This window comes from Faecalimicrobium dakarense (assembly GCF_000499525.1).
GTDB lineage: Bacteria > Bacillota > Clostridia > Peptostreptococcales > Peptostreptococcaceae > Faecalimicrobium > Faecalimicrobium dakarense.
Genome location: NZ_HG529348.1, coordinates 1 through 14,284, shown reverse-complemented (window position 1 = coordinate 14,284; position 14,284 = coordinate 1). Strand labels below are relative to the sequence as shown.

The window sequence follows — 14,284 nt, the reverse complement described above, 5'->3', positions numbered from 1 at the left end:
TTTAGCGCAAAAAATAAATCATAGAGGTCCAAATTATACAGGTTTATATAAAAATGATAAAGTAGAATTTGCATTTAAGAGATTAAGTATAATAGATGTTGAAAATGGAAACCAACCTCTAAAAAAAGAAAATAAGGTTATAGTTTTTAATGGTGAAATTTATAATCATGAGGAATTAAAAGAAAGCTTAATCAAAAAAGGATACCAATTTAAAACAGAGTGTGATACAGAGGTTTTATTAACTACATATATAGATAAGGGAAATAAATGTATAAATGATCTAAGAGGAATGTTTACATTTATAATTTATGATGAAGAAAAGGATACAATATTTGGAGCGAGAGATCATTTTGGGATAAAGCCTATTTATTATATAGAAAATGATGATTTAGTTGCATTCTCATCAGAATATAAGGCTATAATTAATATTTTGCCTAAACTAAAAATAAACGAAAAAAGCTTACAAAATTATTTATCATTTCAGTTTGCTCCACCAATTGAAACAATGATAAAAAATATAAAATTAATACCTCCAGGTTATTTATTTACAATAAGAGATAATAAATTAGTTTTGGATAATATTATGACGTCGATTTAAATGGAGATAAAGATGTTACATCTAAAGATGTGCAAGATGTTATTGTAGATTCTATAAAAAAACATATGGTGGCAAATGTTGAAGTAGGAACATTTTTATCAGGAGGAATAGATTCAGCTATAGTTGCATCTGTTGCATCTAAGATAAACCCTAATATAAAATCGTTTTCAATAGGGTTTGGAGTACAAGGGTATGATGAATTAGACGTTGCTAAAAAAACAGCGGATGCTTTAGGAATAGAGAATATAGCGATTAACGTAAGTCAAGAAGAATACATAAAATCACTCCCTGAAGTTTTTTATCATTTAGATGACCCTGTTGCAGACCCATCTGAAGTAGGTATATATTTTTTATCTAAAGAAGCTAAAAAACATGTTACCGTAGTATTATCAGGAGAAGGAGCAGATGAATTATTTGGAGGATATAATATATATAAAGAGTACAATAGTGTAAAAAATATACAAAGTATGCCAGATGGCATAAAAAAGTTTATAAATAAAGTTTCAGGTGTGATGCCTGATATTAAAGGTAAAAGTTATTTGCATAGAGCTAGTACTCCTCTTAATAGTAGATATATAGGAAATGCTAAAATATTTGATAATGATGAAGCAAGATTAATTTTAAAAAATTACAATGAAGATCATAAATATCAAAATATATTAGAATCGATATACAATGAAGCTAATAAACGAAATTATGATTATGTCACAACGATGCAGTATATAGATATAAATACATGGCTTCAAGGTGATATTTTGCAAAAAGCTGATAAAATGTCTATGTCTCAATCTATAGAACTTAGAGTTCCATTTCTAGATAAAGAAGTATTAGAAGTATCTAAACATTTGAAATTAAATCAAAAAATCAATAAAGATAACACTAAAGTACTACTTAGAGAAGCATTTAAGGATATAGTACCTGAACATATGGTACAAAAGAAAAAACTAGGATTTCCAACCCCAATAAGAGTATGGTTGAAAGAAGATTTAGGAGATGTTGTAAGAAAGACTATAAATGAAGCAGATGTTAATAATTTTATAAACAAGGATTATGCACTAGAAATTTTAGATAATCATATAAAAAATAAAGAAGATAATTCAAGAAAAATTTGGACAATATTTGCATTTTGCTTATGGTATCAAATACATATAGAGAAGCAAAATATAAATTTTTAAATAAATTAAGTTAATATAAAAATAGCTAAGATTATAGAATCTTAGCTATTTTTTAGTAATATACAATTAGTTGATTTTGACTTTTTCCAAGCTTCTAAATAATCATTTAATACATTGTTTATGGATTTACCTATTTTAATATAAGCTTCATCATGAAGATTTGCTAAAGAAACTCTTATAGACCAATTTGGTCCGGCAAATCCACTTCCACTTAGTAAAACTACAGAGTGATTATTAGCTAATTTATATAAAATATCTACTGGAGTGTAATTAGATTTAATGAAACCAACAAAGTCCTCTCCGTAATTAGCTCTAGCCCAACCCTCTATATCAAATTGAGTATAGTAATAAGCATTATTTTTATCTTCATTCATAGGAATTTGCAATGCATTATATAATAATTCTTGGCGTTTTTTACAAATACTAATATTAAGAGCTTTATAGTCATTTTCAATATCTATTAATGCAAATGCTGAGAAAAATGCCATTTGAACTTGCTGCGGAGTAGAAAGTCCTGCAGTATGATTAAGTGCAACAAGTCTACTATCAGCAACTATTCTATCCATAAATGAGATACTAGATGGGTTAATTCTCATATCTGAATAACGTTTATCTAAAGATTTTTTCAGATTATCATCTAAATCATTTATTCTTTTATCAAATACATTTTCTTCATGAAGTGCCATTGTACCTAATCTCCATCCAGTAACACCGAAGTATTTAGAATAAGAGTAAACACCAATTGTATTGTAAGGAAGCTTAGCCATTAAAGAAGTAAAGTCATTAACGAAAGTTCCATAAACGTCATCTGATATAATCATTAAATCTTTATTGTAATTTTTAATAACATCAACTAAATTATTAGCACATTCATCGCTTATAGCTATAGAAGCTGGATTATTAGGGTTAACAACAAATAAAGCTTTAATAGAAGTATCTTTAAGTTTTTCTAATTCAGATTTTGAATATTGCCAAGTATGGTTTCCAAAAGAATCAACTTCATCTGCATTTATATTTATAACTTCAAATTCATATTTAGGAAGATGAGGTATTTCAAGATAAGGTGTAAAAATAGGTGTCATTATAGCTATTTTATCACCTTTTCTTAAAAGTTCATTAGCCATTAAAGAATCAAATATATAACACATTGCAGCAGTAGCACCTTCTACAGCGAATATCTCTAAATTTCCACCTAAGTTTGTGTCATATTTCATTTCTTGAACTAAATAATCGTGAACTATTTTTTCTATATGAGGTAACATTCTATCTGGAACTGGATAATTGTCTCCAATTATAGCATCAGTTAACTCATAAACAAAGCTATCTCCATCAAATTTTAATTCATTTATACCATAATCTATTATAGATTCTAGTAGGTTTACTCCAGGCATATTATTATTTTCTTCTATATATTTATAAAGACGCTTGCATATACCACTTTTTTGAGGCATACCAGCCAAGTCGCCTAAATCCCAATTTAAACGAGTTTCATTAACTGCAAATTGACCAAAAGTGAAAAAAGCTTCTCTTGGAGTAGCTGCAGTCCAGTTTGGATTTCCTCTACCTGCATCAAGCATAGGGACACTTTTTATCTTAGCATTATATTTTGCTAAATCTATTAATTTATCCTTAAATTCAAAAGGACTAATTCTTCCATACATCATTTTTATTTCTTCGTAAGTATATTTTCTCATACTAAAAACTCTCCTCAATAACCAATAATTAAAATTAATATACTTAATTATAATATGGTTATTATTGAAAAGTAAATAAAAAAATAAAGTGTTTGACAAAAAAATGCCGTTATAAAAGTAAAGGAAAAATAAAAAATACTTAAATAATTAAAATTATAGTCATATAAAATAAAAAGAATTAAAATAAAATTTGATTTTATCTTAATACAACTTAAAAATTTAATAAATTTATATAAATTTCAAATATTATTTTTTATACATTTATTATTTATAATCGAACATTTATATATAAATCTAATAAACTTACTTCAATAATCCTATATTTCGACCATATGTATTATAAAAACAAAAAAATATTTTGATTTGATAAGAATTATTTATAAATATTATCATAAAATTTAATATCTGTAAATTAAAATAAAAAAATTCTAAATTATCTTGCAACTTAGAAAAGGATATTGTATACTTTATTTAAATTAAAAGTGAATAAACATAAAGGGTAGAGGCGCGATACTTATCAGTACTAATAATGAGGTAAGCACAAAGACTTATTAGGAAAGGAATTATCGCCGAAGTGTATAACTGATGCTTTAAGGTTATATGTCTGGGGATGCATAAAATATATGTATCACTGTCACAAACTTGTTTTGTGGTGAGCTACATTTAAGGAATTATTATAGTATAGTTTTATTTGTGTACATAATTTTAAAGCCTTGAGTGTGAACTCAAGGCTTTTTTTTATACCCTAAACTTATTCACAAAAATAACTAAGGGGGAAATTTTATGAACAGTAAAAATTTAAGAATTATATTTTTAACAATGATGGTATTTTTACTATCATCACCGTTAGCCTTTGCAGCTAAGGTAGATAGTGCATCAATTAATGCACAAAAATTTGGAGTATTCACTTTAATACCGCCAGTGGTAGCAATCATACTTGCATTTATAACTAAAAACGTAGTAGTATCTCTATTTATTGGAATTATGTCAGGGAGTTTTATAATTAGTTTATCAAATACTAATGTATTTAATGCATTAATGCTATCATTTTTAGATGTAGTAAATAGAGCATTAAGCTCATTAGCAGATCCTTGGAATTCAGGTATAATACTTCAAGTTCTAGCAATTGGAGGTGTAATAAATCTTGTAGCTAAAATGGGTGGAGCTAAGGCGATAGCTGAAGCACTAGCTAAAAAAGCAAAAACACCAAAAGGAACACAAATGATAACATGGTTTTCAGGACTTTTAGTATTCTTTGATGATTATGCAAACTCATTAATAATAGGTCCAATGATGAAACCAGTAGCAGACAAAATGAAAATATCTAGAGAAAGATTAGCATTTATAATAGATGCTACAGCAGCACCAATAGCAGGGCTTGCTATAATATCAACATGGATAGGACTTGAAGTTGGACTTATAAATGATGCATTTGTAGGTATAGGAGTAGAAGTAGACGCTTTTGGAGTATTTTTAAATACTATACCATATAGGTTCTATAACATATTAATATTAGTATTTATAGTAGTAACAACATTATTAATGAAGGATTTTGGCCCAATGAGAAAGGCTGAATTAAAAGCTAGAAAAAGTGGTCCAGTTAACCTTGAAGTAGCAGTATCTAAAGAAGAACATTCAGATTTAGAGCCAAAAGAAGGAGTAAAGCTAAGTATATGGAATGCAATAATACCAATAGGTACATTAATAGGAGCTGCATTAATAGCATTTTACTATAGTGGATACTCTGTGGTAATGGGTGGAGATGATGCTACATTAATACAATTATTTAAAACGTCACCATTTTCATTTGAGGCAATAAGAGAAGCGTTTAGTTCATCAGATGCATCTGTAGCATTATTCCAAGCAGCTTTATTTGCAGGAATAGTTGCAATGGTCATGGCGGTAGGTAAAAAAATATTTACAGTTTCAGAAGCAATAGATGTTTGGGTAGATGGTATGAAAACTTTAGTAATAACAGGTGTTATATTAATACTTGCCTGGTCATTAAGTTCAGTAATAAAAGAATTAGGTACAGCTAAATATCTGGTAGAATTATTATCTGGTTCATTACCATACTTCCTACTACCTAGTATAATATTCATACTAGGAGCGGTAATATCATTTTCAACAGGAACGGCGTATGGAACTATGGGAATATTAATGCCCCTAGCAGTACCATTAGCTCATTCAATAAATTCAGAAATGTCATTTATAATAGTAAGTACAAGTGCAGTTTTAACCGGAGCAATATTTGGAGATCATTGTTCTCCAATATCAGATACAACAATATTATCATCAATGGGGGCTGGATGTGATCATATAGAACATGTTAAGACACAAATGCCATATGCATTATTTGTAGCTATTATAACAGTGTTATTTGGATATATACCAGCAGGGCTTGGATTACCTATTTATATAGTTTTACCAATTTCAATAGTAGCAATTTATGTAGGAGTTCAGATATTTGGAAAAACAGTAGATGAAGAAAAATTAGAAGCAACCGAATAAATAGTTTATATAACAAATAATAAAGATACAATTGAAGTTTATGATAACGAGATAGTATATTTTTTAATTAAAAGTAGATAATAAAAATAAAACGTACTGATATATCAGTGCGTTTTATTTTACGGCAGTTTAATTAGATTTAAAAGGAGTAAATTATGAGTTATATAAATTTTAAAGAAGAAAGTGAAGTTGCAAGACAGCAATTGGAAAAAAGAAAAAAAATAATGAAAATGTATATAAATACATGGTGAAGCATAGAAATGAAGATTTAGTAGGATATAGACCAAGCCCAAAGTATAGTTATACTACATTTAATGGAGAAGAGTTTGGTAAAAAGGGTGTACTAGATGAAGTTGATTTTTATGAAGTTATTAATGAAGATATAATTTGTACCAAATTTAAAGATTGCAATTTTAAAAATGTTAAATTTAAAGATTGTAGATTTGTAGGATGTACATTTGAAGATTGCACATTTGCTGATGGTGGAGTAGTTTTTGAAAATTGTATATTAATAAAGGAAGACACAGAACAATCTCCATCGTTAAATAAAAAAGACAATTTATCATGCGGTTTTTACAATTGTAAAATGTATGTTAAGTTTTTAAACAGTGATATTTCATATTGTATATTTGAAAATTGTAAGATAAAAGATACTGCTTTTGAGCAGACATTTATGAAATGTACAATAATAAATAAAAGCGAATTAAATATGATAACAATAAAAGACTGTGATATGAGTGGACTTAAAATGACTAATTATTATATAACGAATTTAGATTTTAATGATGACTATAAAACTAAATTTGACGAAAAAACATACTTTGATAAAATACCAATAAAGGAGAGAACAAAACAAGAATATGAAGGTGTCTATATGACATATGAAACATTAGCAGATAAGTTTAAAGAAAATACATTAAATAATAATTTTGGAGAATACTACTATTTAGCAAAATGTACCCAACGTAAATCAATTAAAAAGCCAATTCCTAGATTTACATCAACTATAGCTTGGCTTACGTGTGGATATGGTGAAAGACCTGAATTTGCATTGTTTTCAGGACTGGCAATAATGGTTATATTTGCAACTATATATTTATTTACAGGTGTAACTATAGATGAAGCTAAAGATATACATTATACATTGTCAAATATGGGGAGTTTAAGCTTACCTGAAGTAATTGGAGATTTTAATGAAACTCTAAATTTAAGTGTAGGGATGTTTGGTGGTGTTGGTGCAAATAATGGTCAACCTTCAGAAATTAGTTATATGGTATCTAATTTTGAGATGATAATAGGTATAATTATGATGGGATTAGGTATAGGTACATTAACAAGAAAAATAGTAAGATAAAAAATGTTGCTAAAAACAATAAATAGTACTACAATTATATTGAAATAAATATTGGCGGATGTGGCGGAATTGGCAGACGCACCAGACTTAGGATCTGGCGCCTATGGCGTGGGGGTTCGACTCCCTTCATCCGCACCAATAAAAGATATAAAAAAAGAACACAGGTTAACCTGTGTTCTTTTTTTATATTAAGCTATTAAATCATCTTGTTGAGTTCCTCTGATTTCAGCAGCTGTTTTTATTTTTGTATTTTTGAATATTGCATGTCCTATGAATGCACCTAATATACTTACTACTATACATCCTGCAGCAGCTATTAAAGCTCTAGTTCCGTTTTGAGCAACTGATATTGCGAAACCAGCTATTGGAGTAGCCATACCAGGAGTTGATACAGTAAGACCCATAGAAGCAACTATTACACCAGACATAGCACCACCTATAAAGTTAGTACAGTAAACTGGTAATGGGTTAGCAGATATTATATCTGATTGAGTTAATGGTTCTATTGCAACAGATATTGTATCTTTCTTTGAACCGAACTTCATTTTTGAGAAGAATACATAGTTCATGAAAGAAGAACCGAATACTGCTAAAGCACCTATAGCCATTGGAACACCTGTTAATCCTATTATTGAAGTTAACGCCATTGAACTAAGTGGAGCAGTTGCAACAACTGTTATTAATCCACCAAGTATAAGACCCATAACTATTGGAGAAGCATCAGCAGCTTGTATTAAAACTTGACCGATTTGTAATAAAGTACCATCAACTATTGGAGACATAAACATAGCTATTCCTCTTGCTAGTGGAGCACCTATTAATATTATAACTATTAAATCAAGTCCTGCTGGAACTTTCTTTTCTAAGAATTTAACAACGAATGCTGTTATATAACCAGCTATGAAACCTGGAAGTATACCGAATCCTGAACAAGCTAAACCTGTTAATACAGCGTAAACTGGAGATACACCTAATGCAAGTGGTACTAATATACCAGCTGCAACTCCACCTAACGAACCGTTTGCAGCACCAACTTCACCTAAGAACTTGATACCAACTAAATCACCAAATACTGATGCATGGAAAGCTTCAACTAAGAAACTAGCACAAGCAGCGTTTGCTAATGCACCCATTGCTTTCATTCCTTGTGGCGCTTTGTAACTAAATAAAGTGAATAATGCCAATACTACTAATAATAATGCAGTACCTGTTAAAATTTGTCCCATTTTAATTTTTCCTCCTAATTTTAAAAAATGTAACTAACCAACTTTCTTGGTAGTGTTTTCCCATGGCTGTCGAAGACGCCTTTGAACAATTATGAGTATAAAATAACTTTCGACAAAAGTAAATGGTTTTTTTTAGAAAAAACTGAAAATTAAATAAAAAAATAACAAAAATTTAGAAAAAATAATTTAAAAAAATAAGATAAAATAGCGCTTTCTAAAGAATTAAAGCGAATATAAAAATAATGTAAAAATATAAAATATTTTTTTAATATATATATTAAAATGTAAGCTGATATATATATATTAACCATAAATAAAAATTTTATTTGACAAAAAATTTATTATTTAATCAACATCTAATATTCTCAGATTTTGTTAAACAATATATATTATGATACAATAAATAAACGAAACAATAGATGCATAATGATGGAGGAATAAATATGAAAGGAAATGAAAGACTAGATAAGTTTTTAGAGTTACAAAACAAAGGAGTATCAATTGATGATATAGCAAAAGAACTTGGAATAGTAACCAAAACATTAAAAGCTTTTTTAAATAAAAGAGGATATAAATTAGAAAATGGAATATATAGTTTAAAAGATGAGAAAGAAATAAATCAAATTTCATTTACGAATATAAACGCAGGAAAGAAAGAAAATAGCAAAAAGAAAGTAGCACAAAAAAAATCAACGCCTAAAAAAGAAGAGATAATAAAAACACCTAAAAAGAAAAGTCTAAGTAAAAATGTTAATAGTAGTAAAAGTACAACTAAGAAAGCACAACCTAGAAAAGATAGGAAAATAAATATAACACAGGAAGATATGGATAAGCTATGTGAAGTATATGATTGGTATATGCAAGTTAAAGACTATAGAGCTGTAAAACCTAAGAGAAATAATAAAAAAGATATAAATATTGATAATAGAGAGTTAGAGGATTTAAAAAGCACAAGCATAAAAGTAGATAAAAAAACATGGGAAGATTTTGAAAGAATATGCAGTAATTCTCAATATAGTAAGACAGAAATACTAACTCAAGCATTAAATGATTTTATGAATGAATATAAACATTTATTATAAATAGTTAATAAATAAAATGAAAATTGCAAAATTAAGTGAAATTATTGCAATATAAGAATATAATAATATTAATATTGAACACGAGGTGCTTAAATATGAAGAGATATATAAATAAATTATATTTATTAATTATAGTAATACTAATAAATGTTATTTTGTTAACAGCATGTACAAATAATAATTTTCCTAAAGATAAAGAAGAAAAGTCCGTACATAATAAAGAAATAAATGAAAATAATGCAAAAGCTATTAGTATAGGGAATTCTGAAATTGTAAATATATCTAGAAGTGACAAAAGCAAAATAGATGCATCAACGAGAATAGAAAATAAAGCTAATTTTGATATATCAAAGATTTGGTTAGAATATGAAGAAGTTGATAAAAGTAAAAATACCATAGATAAATCAGAAACATTTTTAGATATAACACTAAATCCAGGAGAAAGCGCATACATAGGGTTTGAGCATAAGGAATATACAGATAGCGTTAAAGTAGTAGCGTATCGTTATGAGGCAGAAGGCAAGGAAGTTTTAATAAACACTAAAAATAATGATATAAAAATAAAAGAAAAATCTTATGAATTAGAAAGTAGTAAAGATTATGAAATTTTAGCAACATCGGACATATATAAATTAAGTGAGTCTGAAGATGGAATAACTTATGGAGTAAAAGTTAAAAATTCATCAAGTAAATCTTTAGGAAATATTAATCTAAAAATAGGAGAATTAAATGAAGATGGCGAATATATAATGGTAAGTCATATATCTGCATATAGCGTTTTAAAGCCATCAGAAGAAGTTGAGATGGAGATTATAACTTCTCAAGCCGTAAAAAAAATAGAAATATTAGGCTATAACTATGATGATGTAAAAGAAAAGGCTAGTATAGATATTGACCTTAAATCTCATAAAGTTAGCATTAATAAATAATATATAAACAAGGAGGAAAAGTAAATGTATAAATCCTACATCTACGACGAATAATAAAAATATTCTAAGGGGTGATAACATGAATGAAAATAATAATTTTAGTAATGGAAATTTAGATTTTGAAAAAATGAATGAAACTTTAGCAAATCCAGAATTTGCAAATTGGTATTATCATCAAATGGTAGATAATGCAGGTAATAATATGAGTATAGAAGATTTTGTTAATATTATTCAAGAATATAACCAAAATAAATTTGAGTAATATATCGAGTTAAAAGCAGTTATATCGAAATAAATAATAAATTAAATCAAAGTAAAAAGCTTACTATATTTACTTATTAATTAAGTATATAGTAAGCTTTTTATTTTTTATAAATTCTATTTTATATATTTTTCTTAAGATGTATAATTTAATATATAAAATTAAAAACTACAGTTTTAATAAGGAGTAAACATGAAAGTATTAATAGTTGAAGATAACAAAAAACTTATAGAAAGTATATCTATAGAATTGAATAAACATTTTGAAACAGAAACATGTGAAGATGGAGAAGAAGCTCTGTACCTAATAAATCAAAATATATATGATTTGATAATACTTGACTTAATGCTACCAAATATAAATGGAGTAGATATATTAAAAAATATGAGAAGAAACAATATAGATACTCCTGTTCTTATATTAACAGCAAAAGAATCATTAGATGATAAAGTAGAAGCTTTTACAATAGGAGCAAACGATTATTTAACAAAACCCTTTTATATAGAAGAATTAGTAGCAAGGTCATATGCTATTCTTAGAACCAATGGAAAATTAAAAGAACGAAATATTATAGAGTTTAAAGAACTAAAAATAGATACTAGTAAAAAAAGAATATTTATAGGCCAGGATGAAATAGAACTTCAAAATAAGCAATTTAATTTACTAGAGTACTTTTTATTAAATAAAGGTTCTATTTTATTAAAGGAACAAATTTATGATAGGATATGGGGAATGGAATCTGATTCAAGTATGGAAATAGTAGAAGTATATGTAAGTAATTTAAGAAAAAAACTAAATAAGTATGGATATGATAAATATATAAAAACTAAGCGAAAAGTGGGTTATATTTTTGATGATAAATAAAAATGTATTTACTAAAACAAAAAATAGCTTGATTAAGGTTAATATAGCAGTTGTTGTTAGCTTATTAATAATATTTTCTATATTTATATTTTCTTATTTTAAAAATCTTACATATAGTAGTATAGATAATAAATTAAGCGATGAATTAAATTCTGTAACAAGGCAGTTAAAAAGTACTTCATTCTTTAGTCCTATGATATTAGAAGATCCAAGTAATATGGTATATATATATGAAGGGGAAAAAATAAGATATTACACTAGAAACAGTTACTTTTATGATTTAGTACCTGAAAATCATAATAAAGAAAATCAATTTTTTACATACAGCAAAAATGGGTATAAATTTAGAGAACTAAGCATTAATATTGGTAAATACAGAATCCAAATAATAAGGAATATAGATATCGAAATGAATTCATTTAAACAACTTATATTTGTATTTATAATTGGAATGATAATAGCTCTGGTTATTACCTATTTTTTAGCATTATATTTAACAAAAAAAGCATTAGCTCCAATAGAAATTGCTTGGAATAATCAAGCACAGTTTATACAAGATGCATCACATGAAATTAGAACTCCCATATCGATAGTTTCATCAAAGTTAGAAAGTATGTTAAAATCTCCAGAGAATACTATAGGAGATGAGGTAGAAACTATAGCAGATGCTATGAGAGAAACTAGAAGAATAAAAAAAATGATAAGTGATTTACTGTCACTTACAAAAGAAGAAGCTATTGCTAAGCTAAATATAGAAAGTATAGATTTAGAAAAATTGATAGGTGAAATAAGCAATGATTATATTGATATAGCAGAAATTCAAAATAAAAATTTTGAAGTATGCTTTAATTTAAAGAATAAAATTATCAATACAGATAAAAATAAATTAAGACAACTAATTATTATATTTATAGATAATGCATTTAAGTATACAAAAACGGAAGATAACATCTTAATAAAAGTTATTCAAAAGGATAATATAAATATAGGAATATCTATTATAGATACTGGTGTAGGTATAAATAAAGAGGATATACCTTATATATTTGATAGGTTCTTTAGGAGTGCTAATATAAGGAATAAAGATATAGATGGCTCTGGAATAGGATTATCTATAGCGAAGATGTTATGCTTAAATCTAAAATATGATATAAAAGTAAGTTCAGAAATAGGTAAGCAAACAGAATTTGAGATAGTAATCCCGAATAAATAGACTAATAATAGCTAGTTAAAAAAATTTGATTTTACTTCGATATATTGGGTATAATTGGAATATAGAAAACATTAACTAAAGTTACTATAAATAATAACTAAAATTATTATAAATAATAACTATATTATATTGAAATTCATAGTATAGATAGAAGGATATTTAGGAGGGTAAGAAAATGGCGAAAATTATAAGTACTTCTCAATTTAGAGGCGATGTTGAAAATAGCAATGGAGTAGTAGTAGTAGACTTTTTTGCAACTTGGTGTGGGCCTTGTAAAATGTTAGCTCCAGTGTTTGAGGCATTAGGAAATGAGATGCAAAATGAAGCAAGATTTGTAAAAGTTGATATAGACCAAAGTTTAGAAATTGCTCAACAATTTAATATATCAACAGTACCAACAATGATGATATTTAAAGATGGAAAACCAGTAGAATCTTTAGTAGGATTTATGCCTAAGGAAAAGATAAAAGCTAAAGTTCAATCACATTTATAAAATGATAGGTGGTAAATATGAGATATGATATAGCTATAGTTGGAAGTGGTCCAGCGGGGTTATCTGCAGCCGTAAATGCAAAAATTAGGAATAAAAGTACAATTATATTTGGAAATGAAAATTTAAGTAATAAACTTGTAAAGGCTCCATCGATAGATAACTATTTAGGTTTTTATGATATAAGTGGAGATGAATTAAAAGATAAGTTTAAAGAGCATATAACAAGTATGGATATTGAGATATCTAATAAAAAGATAAATAATGTATACGCTATGGGTGATTATTTTGCATTAATGTCAGGCGATGAAATGTATGAAGCAACTACAGTAATATTAGCCACTGGTGTTGAATATGGAAAGCCTATAAAAGGAGAAGAAGAGTTTTTAGGTAAAGGTGTAGGATACTGTGCAACTTGTGATGCACCTTTATATAAAGATAAAAAAGTAGCTATAATAGGATATAATAAAGAATCTGAAGAAGAAGCTAATTTTTTAAATGAAATAGCATCTAAAACTTATTTTATTCCGATGTATAAAAATGAATCTTTAATGAGATCAGCAGATGTATTAGATAGTTCAATAGAAATTATAAATGATAGACCTGTGCAAATACAAGGAGATAATCTTGTAAATAAGGTTGCATTTAAAGAAAAAGAAATTGATGTAGATGGTGTATTTGTTATAAAAGACAGTGCATCTCCAAAATCGTTAGTTCCAGGAATTGAAACTGATGGACCTCATATTAAAGTTGATCTTAATATGAAAACAAGTATAGAAGGATGTTTTGCAGCAGGAGACTGTGTAGGAAAGCCATATTCTTATATTAAATCAGCAGGTCAAGGTCAAATAGCAGCACTTAGTGCAGTTTCTTATCTGGATAAATT

General features: G+C 27.2%; 13 protein-coding genes, 1 tRNA gene and 1 riboswitch. Of the genes, 12 read left to right on the top strand and 2 right to left on the bottom strand.

Annotated elements, in window-relative coordinates; all coding sequences use genetic code 11:
• Positions 1–598, top strand: a 598-nt coding sequence (locus tag BN899_RS10420) for an asparagine synthetase B family protein (RefSeq protein ID WP_330362526.1), incomplete at its 5' end; no start/stop codon positions are given.
• A 29-nt stretch (positions 599–627) separates the two neighbouring features.
• The gene (locus BN899_RS10415) at positions 628–1,773 is read left to right on the top strand and encodes an asparagine synthetase B family protein (protein WP_052356805.1); all 1,146 of its coding nucleotides are present in this window, start codon (positions 628–630) and stop codon (positions 1,771–1,773) included.
• A 41-nt stretch (positions 1,774–1,814) separates the two neighbouring features.
• Here BN899_RS10415 and aspD read toward each other — a convergent pair whose 3' ends face one another.
• Complete coding sequence (gene aspD, locus BN899_RS10410) at positions 1,815–3,467, bottom strand: aspartate 4-decarboxylase (RefSeq protein ID WP_042275129.1); 1,653 nt, start codon at positions 3,465–3,467, stop codon at positions 1,815–1,817.
• A 492-nt stretch (positions 3,468–3,959) separates the two neighbouring features.
• Positions 3,960–4,135, top strand: a riboswitch (Lysine riboswitch).
• Between the two features lie 115 nt (positions 4,136–4,250).
• Between aspD and BN899_RS10405 the strand changes: the two genes are divergently transcribed.
• The 3 genes from BN899_RS10405 (at position 4,251) to BN899_RS10395 (ending at position 7,470) form a co-directional block, all read left to right on the top strand.
• On the top strand, positions 4,251–5,978 hold the full coding sequence (locus BN899_RS10405) for a Na+/H+ antiporter NhaC family protein (protein WP_042275126.1): 1,728 nt from the start codon (positions 4,251–4,253) through the stop codon (positions 5,976–5,978).
• 244 nt (positions 5,979–6,222) lie between these two features.
• Positions 6,223–7,332 carry a pentapeptide repeat-containing protein gene (locus tag BN899_RS10400; protein ID WP_052356804.1) on the top strand — a complete coding sequence of 370 codons (1,110 nt, stop codon included), beginning with the start codon at positions 6,223–6,225 and terminating at the stop codon, positions 7,330–7,332.
• 54 nt (positions 7,333–7,386) lie between these two features.
• Positions 7,387–7,470, top strand: a tRNA-Leu gene (locus tag BN899_RS10395).
• Positions 7,471–7,520: 50 nt separating this feature from the next.
• Here the strand turns inward: BN899_RS10395 and BN899_RS10390 are convergent.
• A complete protein-coding gene (locus BN899_RS10390) occupies positions 7,521–8,558 on the bottom strand; it encodes a PTS sugar transporter subunit IIC (RefSeq protein WP_042275124.1) in 1,038 nt (345 codons plus the stop codon).
• Between the two features lie 443 nt (positions 8,559–9,001).
• Between BN899_RS10390 and BN899_RS10385 the strand changes: the two genes are divergently transcribed.
• The 7 genes from BN899_RS10385 to BN899_RS10355 form a co-directional block, all read left to right on the top strand.
• The gene (locus tag BN899_RS10385) at positions 9,002–9,640 is read left to right on the top strand and encodes a hypothetical protein (RefSeq protein ID WP_042275122.1); all 639 of its coding nucleotides are present in this window, start codon (positions 9,002–9,004) and stop codon (positions 9,638–9,640) included.
• A gap of 95 nt (positions 9,641–9,735) precedes the next feature.
• Complete coding sequence (locus tag BN899_RS10380) at positions 9,736–10,569, top strand: hypothetical protein (protein WP_042275120.1); 834 nt, start codon at positions 9,736–9,738, stop codon at positions 10,567–10,569.
• A 79-nt stretch (positions 10,570–10,648) separates the two neighbouring features.
• Complete coding sequence (locus BN899_RS10375; RefSeq protein ID WP_042275117.1) at positions 10,649–10,831, top strand: hypothetical protein; 183 nt, start codon at positions 10,649–10,651, stop codon at positions 10,829–10,831.
• A gap of 192 nt (positions 10,832–11,023) precedes the next feature.
• The gene (locus BN899_RS10370; protein ID WP_042275115.1) at positions 11,024–11,695 is read left to right on the top strand and encodes a response regulator transcription factor; all 672 of its coding nucleotides are present in this window, start codon (positions 11,024–11,026) and stop codon (positions 11,693–11,695) included.
• The gene (locus tag BN899_RS10365; protein WP_042275114.1) at positions 11,685–12,908 is read left to right on the top strand and encodes a sensor histidine kinase; all 1,224 of its coding nucleotides are present in this window, start codon (positions 11,685–11,687) and stop codon (positions 12,906–12,908) included. Before BN899_RS10370 ends, BN899_RS10365 begins: the two co-directional genes overlap by 11 nt.
• Positions 12,909–13,083: 175 nt before the next feature.
• A complete protein-coding gene (trxA, locus tag BN899_RS10360) occupies positions 13,084–13,401 on the top strand; it encodes a thioredoxin (protein WP_042275113.1) in 318 nt (105 codons plus the stop codon).
• Between the two features lie 17 nt (positions 13,402–13,418).
• Positions 13,419–14,284, top strand: an 866-nt coding sequence (locus tag BN899_RS10355; protein ID WP_042275111.1) for an NAD(P)/FAD-dependent oxidoreductase, incomplete at its 3' end; no start/stop codon positions are given.